A 16,152-nucleotide genomic window follows, 5' to 3' on the forward strand; every position below is an offset into this window, starting at 1 on the left:
GCTCGGGACGCTCGGCCGGCGGCCCGCCCGACAACGGTGTCGACGAGGCCGCCGGCCGGTCAGCCGACCAGCCGGTCGGCGAGCTCGGTCAGCGAGCCCACCGACAGGTCCGCCTCCGGGTCCGACTCCGGCGGGACGACCCGCCCGCCGAACTCGTCGGGGCGGTGGACGTACGCCGTCCGCAGTCCGCGTGCCCGCGCCGACCGCAGGTCGTCGGTGTGCGCGGCGACCATCAGCACCTGCTCCGGGCGCAGCGCCAGCAGGCGCGGCACCGAGTCGTAGACCTCGGCGTCGGGTTTGTAGTGCTGCACGATCTCCGCCCCCAGCACCAGGTCCCAGGGCAGCCCGGCCCGGCGGGCCAGGTCCACGAGCAGCGCGACGTTGCCGTTGGACAGCGGGGCCAGCACGTGCGCCCGCCGCAGCCGGGTCAGGCCGGGCACGGAATCGGGCCACGGGTCCAGCCGGTGCCAGGCGAGCACCAGCTCGGCCCGGGTGGCCTCGTCCACGTCCGCCGCGCCCGCCTCGGTCAGCAGCTCGTCCAGCGACGCCCGGTGCAGCGCGTCCAGCGGCGTTCAGGGCAGCGCGCCGGACCGCACCCGGTCCATCGACGGCGCGTACCGGTCCCGCCAGGCGTCGGCGAAGGCCGCCGGGTCGACCTGGTCGCCGAGCAGCCGCCGGACCTCCCGGGTCACCCCGCTCCGCCAGTCGACGACGGTGCCGAACACGTCGAACACCAGCGCGCGCAGGTCCACGGCCACCACCTCTCCTCGATGGGGCTCTCGGTTCCGGGAGCCCCGGCGTCTACAGCCCCAGCGCCGCGGCCATCTCGGCGCGCAGCTGGTCCAGCTCGTCCGCGCCCCGGCCGCGGGCGGCCAGCACCCCGGCGTCGTCGTGCACCGGGACGACGGTCTCCAGGTACGCCTTGAGCTTCGGCTCGGTGCCGCTGGGCCGCACGATCACCCGCACGCCGTCCCCGAGCAGCCGGACCGCGTCCACCGGCGGGTCGGTCCCCGCGAGGTCGGTGGCCTCGACCGGGCGGCCGAGCAGCCGGTCCGGCGGCTGCGCGCGCAGCCGGTCCATCGCCGCGCCGATGACCGAGAGGTCCTCCACCCGCACCGAGTACTGCCCGGTGGCGAACAGCCCGTGCTCCCGGGCCAGCTCGTCGAGCCGGTCGGTCAGCGTGCGGCCGTCGGCGGCCAGCTCGGCGGCCAGCAGCGCGACGGCCAGCGCGGCGGAGACGCCGTCCTTGTCCCGCGCCACGGTCGGCGTCACCGCGTAGCCCAGCGCCTCCTCGTACCCGTACACCAGCGGCGCCTCCGCGGAGCCGGCCCGGATGATCCACTTGAAGCCGGTCGGGGTCTCAGCGAACGGCACCTCGTGCGCCCGGGTCAGCTCGTACATCAGCGAGCCGCTGACCAGCGAGGCGGCGTAGGTGCCGCGCACGCCGTGCCGCAGCAGCCAGTCCGCGAGCAGGGCGCCCACCTCGTCGCCGGTCAGCTGCCGGCCGCCGCAGACCACCGAGCAGCGGTCGGCGTCCGGGTCCTCGGCGATGGCCACGTCGGCGGCCACCCGGTCGGCCAGGGCGGTGAGCAGGTCGACCGCGCCGGGCTCCTCCGGGTTCGGGAAGGCGACCGTCGGGAAGTCCGGGTCCGGCCGGTCCTGCTCGGGCACCGCGTGCACCGGCGCGAACCCGGCCGCGGCGAACACCCGGGCGGTGGTGACCGCACCGACGCCGTGCATCGCGGTGTAGGCCACCACCAGCCGGCGCCGCGCGGCGGCGTCCACCCGGCCGGGGTCCAGCGCCGCCACCACCGCGGCGACGTAGTCGTCCTCGACGTCGTCGCCCAAGGTGACCCAGTCGTCGGAACGGGGTACGTCGCGGGCCGGGCCGACCGCCTGGATGGCGGCCTCGATCGCGCGGTCGGCCGGCGGCACCAGCTGGGCGCCGTCGCCCAGGTAGACCTTGTAGCCGTTGTCCCGCGGCGGGTTGTGGCTGGCGGTGACCATCACGCCGGCCACCGCGCCCAGGTGCCGGACGGCGTAGGACAGCACCGGCGTGGGCATCGGCCGGGGCAGCACCTGCACCGCGAAGCCGGCGCCGGCGAGCACCTCGGCCGTGATCCGGGCGAACTCGCCGGAGCGGTGCCGGGCGTCGAAGCCGATCACCACGCCGCGGCCGGCCGGCCCCTCGTCGGCCAGGTGCCGGGCCAGCCCGGCGGCCGCGCGGGTGACCACCGCGGCGTTCATCCCGGCCGGCCCGGCGCGCAGTGGACCGCGCAGCCCCGCCGTCCCGAAGGTCAGCGGCCCGGCGAACCGGCGGGCCAGTTCCGCGGTGTCCCCGGCCGCGAGCAGCGCCTCGATCTCGGCGCGGTCGCCCTCGTGCGGATCGCCGGCGGCCCAGGCCAGGGCGGTCCCCAGCAGGTCGGTCACTGCTGGGCCTCGAGGCGCTCGACGTCGAACGCCCCGGTCGTGAACTCGCCGCCCACCCGGCCGTGCACCGGGTCGGCGGGGTCCGGCTCACCGTGCGCCTCGATCAGCGCGGCGGCGTACGGCTCGGCGTCGTCCACCGGCTCGTAGCCCAGCGCCCGGGCGGCGGTGAGGTCCCACCACCGGCGGGTGTTGCCCGAGACGCCCCACACGACGGCGAAGCCGGGGGAGGGGGCCCGGAGCGCGGCGTCGACCAGGCCGACCGTGTCCCGCGGCGACAGCCAGGTGGACAGGTGGCGCACCGACGTCGGCTCCGGGAGCGCGCTGCCGATCCGCAGGCAGACGACGTCCAGGCCGTACCGGTCGACGTAGAGCGAGCCGAGCGCCTCCATCGCCGCCTTCGAGACGCCGTAGTAGGTGTCCGGCCGGTGCGGGGCGTCGGCCTCGGTCAGCAACCCCTGCTCCGGTCGCGGCGTGTACCCGGTCGCGTGGTTGCTGCTGGCCAGCACCACCCGCGAGACCCCTGCCCGGCGGGCGGCCTCCAGGGCGCAGAAGGTGCCCTCGATGTTCGCGTGACTGATGGCCGGCCAGGTGGACTCGGTGGCGATGCCGGCCAGGTGGACGACGGCGGAGGCCCCGGTGGCCGCGTCCACCATCGCCGCGAGGTCGGTGACGTCGGCCTGCAGGTGCTCCTCGCCCGGGCGGACGTCGGGGACCGGGACGACGTCCAGGCTGCGCAGCGCCCAGCCCCGCTCGGGCAGCGCCGCGCGCAGCCACCCGCCGATCAGCCCCGCGGCCCCGGTGACCAGGACCGGCCCGCTCACGGTGCTCGTCGGTGCGCTCACGGCAGCCGGCCGATCAGCTCGACCATGAACTGCCCCAACCGGCCCGCCGCGGCCTTGCCGGCGGCCAGCACCTCCGCGTGGTCCAGCGCTTCGCCGGTGATCCCGGCCGCGGCGTTGGTGACCATCGACAGGCCGAGCACCTCCATCCCGGCGGCGCGGGCGGCGATCGCCTCCAGCGCGGTGGACATGCCGACCAGGTCCGCGCCCAGCGTGGTCAGCATCCGGATCTCGGCCGGCGTCTCGAAGTGCGGGCCGGGCAGCGCGGCGTAGACGCCCTCGGTCAGGGACGGGTCGACCTCGCGGGCGAGGGCACGCAGCCGGGCCGAGTAGAGGTCGGTGAGGTCGACGAAGGTGGGGCCCACCAGCGGGGACCGGGCGGTGAGGTTGAGGTGGTCGCTGATCAGCACCGGCTGGCCGACGCGGTGGTCGGGGGAGAGGCCGCCGGCGGCGTTGGTCAGCAGGACCGTCCCCACCCCGGCCGCGGCGGCGGTGCGGATGCCGTGCACGACGGGGCCGACGCCGCGGCCCTCGTAGAGGTGGGTGCGCCCGAGGAAGAGCAGCACTCGCCGCCCCCCGACCCGGACCGACCGGATCTCCCCGCCGTGCCCGGCGACCGTCGGCGCGCTGAAGCCGGGCAGCTCGGCCATCTCGACGGCTGCCTGCGCCGGTCCGAACGCCTCGGCGGCCGGAGCCCAGCCGGACCCCATGACGACGGCGACCTCGTGGCCCTGGCCGAGGGCGCTGATCAGGTCCCCGGCCGCCCGGGCGGCGCGGGCGGCGGGGTCGGTCGGGAACTGGGAGGAGTCACTCACCCCCGGAGCATAGGAAGCCCTCCAGGAGGTCCGGCGCCGCGACCGCCTGGAGAGCTTCCTGTGCCCGAGGCCTCGGCGGGGCGCGGATGATCGTCGGCGAACCTAGACTCGCAGGGTGCAGATCGCCTTCCACTCGTCCGAGCGCGCGAGCCTGGGGGTGGAGTGGGAGCTGCAGCTCGTCGACCCGGACACCCGTGAGCTGACCGCAGGCGCCAACGAGATCCTCGCCGCCATCAAGCCCGAGGGTGCCGAGGAGCACCCCAAGGCCAAGCACGAGCTGCTCCAGTCGACCATCGAGATCATCACCGGCATCTGCGGCACGGTGGCCGAGGCCAAGGCCGACCTGGCCGGCACGCTCGCCGAGGTGGCGGCGGCCGCCGAGCGGCAGGGGCTGGCGCTGATGTGCGCCGGCACCCACCCGATCACCGACTGGCAGACCCAGCAGATCTCGCCCAAGGAGCGCTACCGCGAGCTGGTGGAGAAGATGCAGTGGCTGGCCCGCCGGCTGCAGATCTTCGGCGTCCACGTGCACGTCGGCGTCCGCTCCCCGGACAAGGTCATCCCGATCGTCAACGCGCTGTCCCAGTACGTGCCGCACTTCCTGGCGCTGTCGGCGTCCTCGCCCTACTGGGTGGGCGCGGACACCGGGCTGGCGTCGGCCCGGTCCAAGGTCTTCGAGGGCATGCCGACGGCCGGGCTGCCCTACCAGCTGTCGGGCTGGGAGCGCTTCGAGGAGTACATGGAGACGCTGATCTCCACCCACGCGATCGAGAGCGTGCGCGAGGTGTGGTGGGACATCCGCCCGCACCCGGACTTCGGCACCGTCGAGCTGCGCATCTGCGACGGCCTGCCCACCCTCACCGAGGTCGGGGCGGTCGCCGCCCTGTCCCAGTGCCTGGTGGAGCAGTTCGACCGGGAGATCGACCGCGGCTACACCCTCCCGGTGCCGGCCGGCTGGGTGCTGCGGGAGAACAAGTGGCGCGCCGCCCGGTACGGGCTGGACGCCGACATCATCGTCGACGAGAAGTGCACCGTGGTCCCCGTGCGGCAGGCGATCACCGACCTGGTCGAGGAGCTCGCGCCCACCGCCCGGCGGCTGGGCTGCGCCGACGAGCTGGCCGACGTGCTGCGCATCCTCGAGGCCGGGGCCTCCTACCAGCGGCAGCGCGCCGTGGCCGCGGCGCACGGCGGCGACCTGCGCCCGGTCGTCGACAGCCTGCTCGCCGAGCTGCGTGACGACCTCCCCGGGGCGACGCCGGCGTGACCGTGGCCACCGACCGCGCCCGCGCGGTCGACAGCTGGACCCGGGGGCACGACGACGAGCTCGTCGCCGTCCGCCGGCACCTGCACGCCCACCCCGAGCTCGGTTTCGCCGAGCACGAGACCACCGCCTTCCTCGAGCAACAGCTGCGCGCCGCCGGCCTGGACCCGTGGCGGCTGGCCGGCGGCACCGGCCTGGTCTGCGACGTCGGGGACGGCGCGGACACCGGCGGGCCGGTCGTGGTGCTGCGCGCCGACATCGACGCCCTCCCGCTGACCGACCTCAAGGACGTCCCCTACGCCTCCACCCGCCCGGGCCTCTGCCACGCCTGCGGGCACGACGTGCACACCACCGTGCTGCTCGGTGTGGCCCTCGCGCTGGCCGCGCTCCCGGACCTGCCCGGCACCGTCCGGTGCGTCTTCCAGCCGGCCGAGGAGCAGGTGCCCGGCGGCGGGCTGCAGGTCGTCGAGGAGGGCGTGCTGGACGGCGCCACCTCGGCCTTCGCGTTGCACTGCGACCCCGCGGTCCCGGTCGGCCGGGTCGGGCTGCGCACCGGCTCCATCACCGCGGCCTGCGACCGGGTCGAGGTGACGGTCACCGGGCCGGGCGGGCACACCGCCCGGCCGCAGCTGACCGTCGACCTGGTGCACGCGCTGGGCCGGGTGGTCACCGAGGTGCCCGGGCTGCTGTCCCGGCTGGTCGACCCGCGGGCGGGCATGTCCCTGGTCTGGGGGTCGGTGAGCGCCGGCGTCGCACCCAACACCATCCCGGAGACCGGCCGGCTCCGCGGCACGATGCGGGTGCTGGACCGGGCCGCCTGGGACTCCGCCGAGGCGCTGGTGACCACCCTGGTCACCCAGGTCGCCGCGGGCAGCGGCGCCGACGTGGCGGTGGAGTACGTGCGGGGGGTGCCGCCGGTGGTCAACGACCCGCGCACCGTCGCCCTGCTGCGGGCCGCCGCCGTGGAGACGGTGGGCGCCGACGCCGTCCTGCTGTCGCCGCAGAGCATGGGCGGCGAGGACTTCGGCTGGTTCGCCGACCGGGTGCCGATCGCGCTCGCCCGGCTCGGCACCTCCGGCGGCGGCGCCCCGCTGGACCTGCACCGCGGCACCTTCGACGTGGACGAGCGGGCCATCGGCGTGGGCGTGCGGCTGCTCGCCCGCACGGCGCTGCTCGCCCTGGCCGCCCGGCCCGCGGTACCCGCCACCACCCCCGGACCACCTGGCATGTAGACCTCTCCCATCAGTGCCCGTCCACGAGAGCCGGTGACCTGACCATGAGCTCGACCGACCAGCAGCACGACGCCAGCCCGCCCGCCCTCCCGGCCGACGCCGAGGTGCCCGCCGAGCCACCCACGCCCGAGGAGCTCACCCTCGGCGGGGCGTTCCCCGCGGCGGACCGCGACCAGTGGCGCGATCTGGTGGCGGGGGTGCTGCGCAAGGCCGGCCGCACCGAGCTCCCCGACCCGGTCGAGGACGCGCTGCGCACCGTCGTGGCCACCGGCGTCACCGTGGCGCCGCTCTACACCGCCGAGGACGCCGGGGACCTGCCCGCGGCGGTGGGCGTGCCCGGGCTGCCGCCCTTCGTCCGCGGCTCCCGGGCCGGGGCAGCGGGGGTCACCGCGGCCGGCGGGGCCGACCCGGACGTGCCCGGCGGCTGGGACGTCCGGCAACGGCACGCCGACCCCGACGTCGCCGCCACCCGCGAGGCGGTGCTCGCCGACCTGGAGAACGGGGTCTCCTCGCTCTGGCTGGTCCTCGGGAAGGGCGCGATCCCGGTCGACGCGCTCGGCGACGTGCTCGCCGACGTCCTCCTGGACCTCGCGCCGGTGACCGTGCAGGGCGTCGGGACCGGTGGGCAGGTCGCGGCCGAGGCCTTCCTGTCCCTGGTCGGGGAGCGCACCGGCAGCGACCGGCCGCTCGCGCCCGGAGGCTCGCTGGGCCTGGACCCGATCGGGGTGCAGGCCGCGACGGGGCAGGAGCAGGACCTCACCGGGCTGGCCGACCTGGCCCGCCGCGCCGCCGCGCACCGTGCCGGCTCCCGGCCCGCGCTGCGCACGGTGGTCGCCGACGGCACGGTGTTCGCCGACGCCGGTGCCTCGGCGGTGGAGGAGCTGGGCTGCGCGCTGGCCGCCGGGGTGGCCTACCTGCGCGCCCTCACCGCCGGGGGCCTGGACGTCGACGAGGCATTCGGCCAGGTCGAGTTCCGGCTGTCGGCTCCCGCGGACCAGTTCACCACCATCGCGGCGCTGCGGGCCGCGCGGCGGCTGTGGGACCGGGTGGGCGAGGCCAGCGGTGCCTCGGTGGCCGCCCGGCCGCTGCGGCTGCACGCCGTCACCTCCTCGGTGATGACCTCCCGCCACGACCCGTACGTCAACATGCTGCGGACCACGGTGGCCTGCTTCGCCGCCGGGGTGGGCGGGGCCGACGTGGTCACCGTGCAGCCCTTCGACGCCGCGCTGGGGCTGCCCGACGCCTTCGCCCGCCGGATCGCGCGCAACACCCAGAGCCTGCTGGTCGAGGAGGCGCACCTGGCCCGGGTGCTCGACCCGGCCGGCGGCTCCTGGTACGTCGAGTCGCTCAGCGAGGACCTCGCGCAGGCCGCGTGGAGCTGGTTCACCGAGATCGAGCGGGCCGGCGGGCTGGTCGCCGCGCTGTCCTCCGGGCTGGTCGGCGACCGGCTCGCCGCCGCCTGGGAGCAGCGGTCGGAGCGGCTGGCCACCCGCACCGAGGCGCTCACCGGCGTCAGCGAGTTCCCCGACCCCGCCGAGGTGCTGCCTCCCCGCCGGCCGCAGGTCGAGGTGCTGCCGCGTGGCCCCGGCGGCCTGCCCCGGGTCCGGGCGGCGGCGGCCTTCGAGGACCTCCGCGACCGCGCCGAGGGCACGGACCCGCGCCCCCGGGTCTACCTGGCCACCATCGGCCCGGTCGCCCGGCACTCGGCCCGGGCGGGCTTCGCCGGCAAGCTCTTCCAGGCCGGCGGCCTGCAGACCCCGTCCGGCGACGGGGTGTCCGGCTTCGCCGAAGCCGGGACGACGGTGGCCTGCATCTGCGGCACCGACCGCGACTACGGCGACTCGGCCGCCGGACTGGCCGCCGAGCTGCGGGCAGCAGGGGCCACCTCGGTGTGGCTGGCCGGCAGACGGGAACTGGGGGTGGACGGCGTCGACGGGTACGTGTACGCCGGATGTGACGCCCTGGCCGCGCTGCGGACCGTGCACGACCACCTGGGCATCGACCGGGGTCCCCGCCCCGGCACCGACGAGGAGGCACGGGCATGACCACGATCCCCGACTTCGGCGGCCTCGAGCTGGGCGCGCCGGCAGCGACAGCGGCGCCCGACGACTGGGCCAAGGCCTACGCGGAGGCCGCCGGCCGCGACGTGCACGAGGCCACCTGGCACACCCCCGAGGGCATCGACGTCCCGCCGCTGTACACCCCGGCCGACCTGGCCGACGTCGACTTCCTGGACACCTGGCCGGGCATCGCGCCCTACCTGCGCGGCCCCTACCCGACGATGTACACCACCCAGCCGTGGACGGTGCGGCAGTACGCCGGGTTCTCCACGGCCGCCGAGTCCAACGCGTTCTACCGGCGCAACCTGGCCGCCGGGCAGAAGGGCCTGTCGGTCGCCTTCGACCTGCCCACCCACCGCGGCTACGACTCCGACCACCCGCGGGTGGTCGGCGACGTCGGCATGGCCGGGGTGGCGATCGACTCCATCCTGGACATGCGGCAGCTCTTCGACGGCATCCCGCTGGACCGGATGAGCGTCTCGATGACCATGAACGGCGCCGTCCTGCCGGTGCTGGCGCTCTACGTGGTGGCGGCCGAGGAGCAGGGGGTGGCCCCGGCGCAGCTCACCGGGACCATCCAGAACGACATCCTCAAGGAGTTCATGGTCCGCAACACCTACATCTACCCGCCCAAGCCCTCGATGCAGATCATCAGCGACATCTTCGCCTTCACCTCGGCGGAGATGCCCCGCTTCAACTCGATCTCCATCTCCGGCTACCACATCCAGGAGGCCGGGGCGACGGCCGACCTGGAGCTGGCCTACACCCTCGCCGACGGGGTCGAGTACCTGCAGGCCGGCCGGGCGGCCGGCCTGGACGTCGACGCCTTCGCCCCGCGGCTGTCGTTCTTCTGGGCGATCGGGATGAACTTCTTCATGGAGGTCGCCAAGCTGCGGGCCGGGCGGCTGCTGTGGGCCCGGCTGGTCAAGGAGGCCGGCGCGCAGAACCCGAAGTCCATGTCGCTGCGCACCCACTGCCAGACCTCGGGCTGGTCGCTGACCGCGCAGGACGTCTACAACAACGTCGTCCGCACCTGCCTGGAGGCGATGGCCGCCACTCAGGGGCACACCCAGTCGCTGCACACCAACGCGCTGGACGAGGCGCTGGCGCTGCCCACCGACTTCTCCGCCCGGATCGCCCGCAACACCCAGCTGCTGCTGCAGCAGGAGTCGGGGACGACGCGGGTCGTCGACCCGTGGGGCGGCTCGGCCTACGTGGAGAAGCTGACCTACGACCTGGCCCGGCGCGCCTGGGCGCACATCCAGGAGGTCGCCGCGCACGGCGGGATGGCCCAGGCCATCGACGACGGCATCCCGAAGATGCGGATCGAGGAGGCCGCGGCCCGCACCCAGGCGCGGATCGACTCCGGCCGGCAGCCGGTGATCGGGGTCAACAAGTACCGGGTAGAGGCCGACCAGGCCCTCGACGTGCTCAAGGTCGACAACGCCGACGTGCTGGCCCAGCAGAAGGCCAAGCTGGCCGAGCTGCGCGCCTCGCGGGACGACCGGGCGGTGCAGGACTCGCTGGCCCGGCTGACCGACGCGGCCCGCGCCGCGGCCGAGGGACGGCGGGACCCCGGGCTGGAGGGCAACCTGCTGCGGCTCGCCGTCGACGCGGCCCGGGCCAAGGCCACCGTCGGGGAGATCTCCGACGCGCTGGAGGCCGTGTACGGCCGGCACTCGGGCCAGGTGCGCACCATCTCCGGGGTGTACCGCGACGAGGCAGGGGACGACGGGCCGGTGCAGGAGACCCGGGCGATGGCCGAGCAGTTCGCCGAGGCCGAGGGCCGGCGCCCGCGGATCCTGGTGGCCAAGATGGGCCAGGACGGCCACGACCGCGGGCAGAAGGTGATCGCCACGGCCTTCGCCGACCTCGGCTTCGACGTCGACGTCGGCCCGCTGTTCCAGACGCCGGAGGAGGTCGCCCGGCAGGCCGTCGAGTCCGACGTGCACGTCGTCGGGGTGTCCTCGCTGGCCGCCGGCCACCTCACGCTGGTGCCCGCGCTGCGCGACGCGCTGGTCGAGCTCGGCGCCGAGGACGTGCTCGTCGTGGTCGGCGGGGTGATCCCGCCGGCCGACGTCCCGACGCTGCTGGAGATGGGGGCCGCCGCGGTCTTCCCGCCCGGCACCGTCATCGCCGAGGCGGCCCAGGAGCTGCTGCGGACCCTGTCGCAGCGCCTCGGGCACTGATGGGGGCACCGGACGTCCCGGGGCTGACCGCGGGCGTGCTCGCCGGCGAGCGGCGGGCGGTGGCCCGGGCCATCACGCTGGTCGAGTCCCGGCGCGCCGACCACCGGGACGCCGCCCAGGAGCTGCTGGTCGAGCTCCTCCCGCACGCCGGGAAGGCGCGGCGGGTCGGCATCAGCGGCGTGCCCGGGGTCGGCAAGTCGACGTTCATCGACACGCTGGGGACGACGCTCACCGCGGCCGGCTCCCGGGTCGCCGTGCTGGCCGTGGACCCCTCGTCGGCGCGCTCGGGCGGGTCGATCCTGGGGGACAAGACCCGGATGGCCCGGCTCGCCGTCGACGAGCGCGCCTTCATCCGGCCGGCACCGACCGCCGGGACGCTGGGCGGCGTCGCGCAGGCGACCCGGGAGTCGATGGTCGTGGTCGAGGCCGCCGGCCACGACGTCGTCCTGGTGGAGACCGTGGGCGTGGGCCAGTCGGAGGTGACCGTCGCGGAGATGGTCGACTCGTTCCTCTTCCTCACCCTGGCCCGCACCGGTGACCAGCTGCAGGGGATCAAGCGCGGCATCCTGGAGATCGCCGACGTCATCGCGGTGAACAAGGCCGACGGGCCCGGGGAGGTCGACGCCCGCCGCGCCGCCCGCGAGCTGGCCGGGGCCATCCGGATGCTGCGCGGCAAGGGCCAGGACGGCTGGGAGGTGCCGGTGCTCACCTGCGCCGGGCTGACCGGCACGGGGCTGCCCGAGGTCTGGGCGCAGGTCGTCGCGCACGGTGACCGGATGCGTGCCTCCGGCGCGTTCGACCAGCGGCGGCGGGACCAGCAGGTGCGCTGGACCTGGGGGATGGTGCGCGACGAGCTCGAGCACCGGCTGCGCGCGCACCCCGCCGTGCGGGCGCTGGCCCCGGACCTGGAGAAGGCGGTCCTCGCCGGCGAGCTCACCCCCGCCCTGGCCGCCCGGCAGCTGCTCGAGGCCTTCCTGCCCGGACCCCCGCCGACCGGCTGACCCGCGGCGTGACCCGGGTCACGCTAGGTTGGCGGTCGGCCGGGTCGCCCGGCATCCCGCGCCACCCCCGGAGGACGTCATGCCGGTCGAGAACCCGTACTACACCGCCGCCGTGCACGGCGACTTCGAGCTCGCCGACATCGGCGACCTCCTGCTGGAGGAGGGCGCCACCCTCCGGGGCTGCCAGCTGGCCTACCAGACCCTGGGCACGCTGAACGCCGCCAAGGACAACGCCGTGCTGGTCCCGACCTGGTACTCGGGCAACCACTCGGTCATGCGGGACACCTACGTGGGGGCGGGCAGGGCGATCGACCCCGCCGACCACTTCGTCGTCCTGGTCAACCAGATCGGCAGCGGGCTGGGCACGTCACCGCACAACCTCGCGGGTCCCTACGGGCAGGGGCGCTTCCCGCGGGTCCGGATCGGCGACGACGTGGTGGCGCAGGAGCGGCTGCTGCGCGAGGTCCTCGGCGTCGAGCAGCTCGCGCTGGTGTTCGGCGGCTCGATGGGCGCCCAGCAGACCTACGAGTGGGCCGTCCGCTTCCCCGACCGGGTCAAGCGGGCCGCGCCGCTGGCCGGGACCGCGCGGATGTACCAGCACTGCGTGATCTGGGCGCAGACGCTGATCGACACGCTGCGCGGGGACCCGGGCTACGCCGGCGGCTGGTACCGCGACTCCGCCGACGTCAGGGAGGGCCTGCAACGGCACGCCGGGCTCTTCGCGCTGTACGTGCTGTCGAACGAGTTCTGGACCGGCGAGCACTGGCGGGCGCTGGGCTTCAGCTCACCTGAGGACTTCGTCACCGGCTTCCTGGAGGCCTACTTCCAGCCGATGGACGCCGGCGCCCTGCTGGCCATGGCATGGAAGTGGCAGCACGGTGACGTCAGCCGGCACACGGGCGGGGACCTGGCCGCGGCGCTGGGCCGGATCACCGCGAAGACGTTCGTGATGCCGATCAGCACCGACAAGTTCTTCCCGCCGGAGGACTGTGCCGCGGAGCAGGCCCTGGTCCCGGGCAGCGAGCTGCGGGTGATCGAGGACCTGCACGGCCACGCCTCGCTGTTCGGGCTGACGCCGTCCTACGTCGAGCAGGTGGACTCGGCGCTGCGCGACCTGCTCGCCACCGACGCCTGATCGGCTTCTGCCCCGCTCCCCGGCGATCATGGCGCCATGACCGCCTCGGACGCCGATGTGGTGGTCGCGACGCCATGATCGCGGGGGCGAGGACGCTGTCCCCAGCCTGAGTGGTCGTCCACAGATGGCCGTGATCGGTCCCGTCGTGCCTCGGCCTGGAGCACGGTCCTGGGCGTGCTGCTGGACTTCTCCCGACTGGTCACCAGGCAAGGCGGCGTCTTCACCCTGGACCAGGCACTCACCGGGCACTCCGCTGCCGAGGTGCGGTCCCGGCTGCGCCGAGGGCAATGGCGGCGCACTCCGTGGCGCGGCGTCTACGTCGACGGCGAGCTGCCCCGCGACCTGCCCACACAGCTCCGGGCGGCGTCCCTCTGGCTGGGTGGCGACCTGGTCGTCTGCCACGGGACGGCGGCCCGGCTGTGGGGCTTCGACGTCCACGACGGCGGGTCCGGTGCCGGGCTGCTGCACTTCCTCGGCCCGCCCGGCCTGGACAACCGACGACTGGCCGGCCTGCAGGTGCACCCGTCGTCGCTCGGCACGGAGGACGCCGTCCGGGTCGCCGGCGTGTGGTGCACGCCGCCCGCGCGGACCGCCTGCGACGTCGTCCGGCTGACCCCGCCGATCGACGGCCTCGCCACGCTGGACCTGGCTCTGCGCTCCGGCCGCTGCACCACCGACGAACTGCTCGTCGCGGCGGAGGAGCAGGCGGGGCTGCGTGAGGTGACCCGGCTGCGGGGGCTGGTGCCGCTGGCCGACCACCGCGCCGAGTCGCCGATGGAGTCGCGCATGCGGTGGCGGTTCGTCGAGGGCGGGCTGCCCGCACCCGAGCTCCAGGTGAGCGTGGGGGACAGCGGGCGCTGGCACCGGCTGGACACCGGGTGGGAGGACCACCGGATCGGCGCCGAGTTCGACGGCCTGGCCGCGCACATGACCCGGGACCAGCTGGTCGCCGACCGGGACCGGCACAACTGGCTCACCGAGCACTCATGGCGGCTGCTGCACTTCACCGCCCAGCACGTGTACCGCAGACCCGGGGAGATGGTGACGACCGTCCGGCGTCAGATGCGGCGTCCATTCCTGGCGATCATGGCGCCAGGACCACCTCTGGGGCGCTGACAGTGGTCGCGACGCCATGATCGCGGGGAGGGTCGGACTGGGTCAGTTGGGGATCGACCGGCAGTCGCGGCGGCGGAGGTCGGCCAGGTAGTCGGCGGGCGCCCCGGCCGCCTCGGCGGCGTCCGCGATCGCGCCCAGGTGCCGCGCGGAGGGGAGGCCACCCTCGAAGGCGTCCAAGGCGTAGGCGTAGGCCACCACGTCCCCGGCCAGGGTGTGCACCCGCAGCCGCACCTTCCGGTACAGGCCGTGGTCGGCGCCCTCCCAGGCGTCCAGGGTGGCCTCGTCGGCCTCGGTGAGGTCGTACAGCGCGACGAAGACCCCGGGCGAGGCCTGCTCCGCGGGCACCAGCGTGGCCAGCGCACCCTCCCAGCCGAACTCCTCCGCGCCGAAGGTGAGGCGCCAGCCGGGGATCCAGCCGGTGCCGGCGAAGGGGGAGGACGGGCAGCGCCGCAGCATCTGTGCCGGGTCCATGTTCGACCCGTACGCGGCATAGAGGCCCATCCCGCCGAGCCTAGCCAGTCGGATGTGTCAGGTCTGACGAGGGGCGCTCCCGCCCTCCGGGCCGTCGAACGGGGAGGATGGGGCCAGAACGCCCCACGGACAGCAGAGGGACCCTCATGACCCGCATCGTGATCATCGGCGGCGGCCCGGCCGGCTACGAGGCCGCCCTCGTCGCCGCCCAACTCGGTGCCGAGGTCACCGTGGTGGAGCGGGACGGCATCGGGGGCGCGAGCGTCCTCACCGACTGCGTCCCGTCGAAGACCTTCATCGCCTCGGCGGGCGCCATGACCTCCGTCCGCGACTCCACCGTGCTCGGGCTGCGCGGCACCGACCTGGCCACCGTCGGCCTGGACCTGGCCGCGGTGAACCACCGGATCAAGGGCCTGGCGGTCGCGCAGTCCGCCGACATCCACGCCCGCCTGCAGTCCGAGGGCGTCCGGCTGATCGCCGGCCAGGGCCGGCTCTCCGACGAGGTCCGGGGCATGGCGGCGCACTCGGTGCAGGTGCTCGACCCGGACGGCGACGTGTTCGAGGAGCTGGAGGGCGACGTCGTCCTGCTGGCGACCGGCGCCGACCCGCGCGTGCTGCCCGGCGCGGAGCCGGACGGCGAGCGGATCCTGTCCTGGCGCGACGTCTACGACCTCGAGGACATGCCCGAGCACCTCGTCGTCGTCGGGTCCGGGGTCACCGGCGCCGAGTTCGCCTCCGGCTACCTGGAGGCCGGCGTCCCGGTCACCCTGGTCTCCTCGCGCGACCAGGTGCTGCCCGGTGAGGACGCCGACGCCGCCGCCGTCGTCGAGCAGGTCTTCCAGTCCCGTGGCGGCCGGATCGCCGAGCGAGGCCGGGCCGAGAAGGTGCTGCGCACCGAGAAGGGCGTCCGGGTCGAGCTGACCGACGGCCGCGTCGTCGAGGGCTCGCACGCCCTGATGACCGTCGGCACGGTCCCCAACACCGAGGGCCTGAACCTCGACGCCTGCGGCATCGAGGTCACCAAGGCGGGCCACATCGTCGTCGACCGGGTCTCCCGGACGACGGTCCCGGGCATCTACGCCGCCGGCGACGTGACCGGGGTCTTCCAGCTCGCCTCCGTCGCGGCGATGCAGGGCCGGATCGCGATGTGGCACGCGCTGGGGGAGGCGGTCGCGCCCATCCGGCTCAAGACCGTCGCCGCCAACGTCTTCACCCACCCGGAGATCGCCACGGTCGGGGTGCAGGAGAAGTCGCTGACCGAGGACGCCGACATGGAGGTGGTCCGGCTGCCGCTGGCCACCAACGCGCGGGCCAAGATGGGCGACCTGCACGACGGCTTCATCAAGCTGTTCGCCCGCCGCTCCACGGACGTCGTCGTCGGCGGTGTCGTGGTCGCTCCCGGGGCCTCCGAGCTGATCCTCCCGATCGCGCTCGCGGTCACCAAGGGGCTCACCGCCGGGGACCTGGCGCAGACCTTCGCGATCTACCCGTCGCTGTCGGGTTCGATCACCGAGGCCGGCCGCCGGCTGATGGGCATCGAGGACGAGCACAGCTGACCCGGGGCCGGGAGCCACCCTCGCGGGTGGGATCCCGGCCGTGCACC

At 75.1% G+C, this 16,152-nt stretch carries 14 protein-coding genes; 8 read left to right on the forward strand and 6 right to left on the reverse strand.

Annotated features, from left to right (window positions below; all coding sequences use genetic code 11):
• Positions 1-59: 59 nt before the first annotated feature.
• Genes ACWIX6_RS04365 through ACWIX6_RS04385 form a run of 5 tightly spaced genes read right to left on the reverse strand, consistent with a single transcriptional unit; the run spans position 60 to position 4,084 of the window.
• Positions 60-566: an HAD-IA family hydrolase gene (locus tag ACWIX6_RS04365; RefSeq protein ID WP_448616974.1), complete on the reverse strand. Its 507-nt coding sequence runs from the start codon at positions 564-566 to the stop codon at positions 60-62.
• Between the two features lie 6 nt (positions 567-572).
• Positions 573-758, reverse strand: coding sequence for a hypothetical protein (locus ACWIX6_RS04370; RefSeq protein WP_448615618.1), 186 nt, complete (start codon positions 756-758; stop codon positions 573-575).
• A gap of 43 nt (positions 759-801) precedes the next feature.
• Positions 802-2,430 (reverse strand): phospho-sugar mutase, encoded by a 1,629-nt coding sequence (locus ACWIX6_RS04375; RefSeq protein WP_448615619.1) that lies wholly within the window; start codon positions 2,428-2,430, stop codon positions 802-804.
• Positions 2,427-3,251: an NAD-dependent epimerase/dehydratase family protein gene (locus tag ACWIX6_RS04380; protein ID WP_448615620.1), complete on the reverse strand. Its 825-nt coding sequence runs from the start codon at positions 3,249-3,251 to the stop codon at positions 2,427-2,429. Before ACWIX6_RS04380 ends, ACWIX6_RS04375 begins: the two co-directional genes overlap by 4 nt.
• A gap of 17 nt (positions 3,252-3,268) precedes the next feature.
• Positions 3,269-4,084, reverse strand: a complete 816-nt coding sequence (locus tag ACWIX6_RS04385) for a purine-nucleoside phosphorylase (RefSeq protein WP_448615621.1) — start codon at positions 4,082-4,084, stop codon at positions 3,269-3,271.
• 115 nt (positions 4,085-4,199) lie between these two features.
• Between ACWIX6_RS04385 and ACWIX6_RS04390 the strand changes: the two genes are divergently transcribed.
• The 7 genes from ACWIX6_RS04390 to ACWIX6_RS04420 all read left to right on the forward strand — a co-directional run bounded on the left by ACWIX6_RS04390 (position 4,200) and on the right by ACWIX6_RS04420 (position 14,078).
• Positions 4,200-5,348 carry a glutamate--cysteine ligase gene (locus ACWIX6_RS04390; protein WP_448615622.1) on the forward strand — a complete coding sequence of 383 codons (1,149 nt, stop codon included), beginning with the start codon at positions 4,200-4,202 and terminating at the stop codon, positions 5,346-5,348.
• Positions 5,345-6,577 (forward strand): amidohydrolase, encoded by a 1,233-nt coding sequence (locus ACWIX6_RS04395; RefSeq protein ID WP_448615623.1) that lies wholly within the window; start codon positions 5,345-5,347, stop codon positions 6,575-6,577. Before ACWIX6_RS04390 ends, ACWIX6_RS04395 begins: the two co-directional genes overlap by 4 nt.
• A gap of 44 nt (positions 6,578-6,621) precedes the next feature.
• Entirely contained in the window at positions 6,622-8,622 is a 2,001-nt protein-coding gene (locus ACWIX6_RS04400) for a methylmalonyl-CoA mutase family protein (protein ID WP_448615624.1), read from the forward strand.
• Positions 8,619-10,826, forward strand: coding sequence for a methylmalonyl-CoA mutase (scpA, locus tag ACWIX6_RS04405; protein ID WP_448615625.1), 2,208 nt, complete (start codon positions 8,619-8,621; stop codon positions 10,824-10,826). The genes ACWIX6_RS04400 and scpA overlap by 4 nt, the downstream gene beginning before the upstream one ends.
• Positions 10,826-11,827, forward strand: a complete 1,002-nt coding sequence (gene meaB / locus ACWIX6_RS04410; protein ID WP_448615626.1) for a methylmalonyl Co-A mutase-associated GTPase MeaB — start codon at positions 10,826-10,828, stop codon at positions 11,825-11,827. Before scpA ends, meaB begins: the two co-directional genes overlap by 1 nt.
• 79 nt (positions 11,828-11,906) lie before the next feature.
• On the forward strand, positions 11,907-12,962 hold the full coding sequence (locus ACWIX6_RS04415) for an alpha/beta fold hydrolase (protein ID WP_448615627.1): 1,056 nt from the start codon (positions 11,907-11,909) through the stop codon (positions 12,960-12,962).
• Between the two features lie 174 nt (positions 12,963-13,136).
• Positions 13,137-14,078, forward strand: a complete 942-nt coding sequence (locus ACWIX6_RS04420) for a hypothetical protein (RefSeq protein ID WP_448615628.1) — start codon at positions 13,137-13,139, stop codon at positions 14,076-14,078.
• A gap of 42 nt (positions 14,079-14,120) precedes the next feature.
• Here ACWIX6_RS04420 and ACWIX6_RS04425 read toward each other — a convergent pair whose 3' ends face one another.
• Positions 14,121-14,579 carry a gamma-glutamylcyclotransferase family protein gene (locus tag ACWIX6_RS04425; protein WP_448615629.1) on the reverse strand — a complete coding sequence of 153 codons (459 nt, stop codon included), beginning with the start codon at positions 14,577-14,579 and terminating at the stop codon, positions 14,121-14,123.
• Positions 14,580-14,695: 116 nt separating this feature from the next.
• Between ACWIX6_RS04425 and ACWIX6_RS04430 the strand changes: the two genes are divergently transcribed.
• Positions 14,696-16,105, forward strand: a complete 1,410-nt coding sequence (locus ACWIX6_RS04430; RefSeq protein WP_448615630.1) for an NAD(P)H-quinone dehydrogenase — start codon at positions 14,696-14,698, stop codon at positions 16,103-16,105.
• Positions 16,106-16,152: the final 47 nt, after the last annotated feature.

It is taken from the genome of Modestobacter sp. URMC 112 (assembly GCF_053502575.1).

Coding starts and splice junctions, on each gene's coding strand:
- ACWIX6_RS04430 (WP_448615630.1), top strand. CDS start 14,696: ATGACCCGCATCGTGATCATCGGCGGCGGCCCGGCCGGCTACGAGGCC.
- ACWIX6_RS04425 (WP_448615629.1), bottom strand. CDS start 14,579: ATGGGCCTCTATGCCGCGTACGGGTCGAACATGGACCCGGCACAGATG.
- ACWIX6_RS04415 (WP_448615627.1), top strand. CDS start 11,907: ATGCCGGTCGAGAACCCGTACTACACCGCCGCCGTGCACGGCGACTTC.
- ACWIX6_RS04400 (WP_448615624.1), top strand. CDS start 6,622: ATGAGCTCGACCGACCAGCAGCACGACGCCAGCCCGCCCGCCCTCCCG.
- scpA (WP_448615625.1), top strand. CDS start 8,619: ATGACCACGATCCCCGACTTCGGCGGCCTCGAGCTGGGCGCGCCGGCA.
- meaB (WP_448615626.1), top strand. CDS start 10,826: ATGGGGGCACCGGACGTCCCGGGGCTGACCGCGGGCGTGCTCGCCGGC.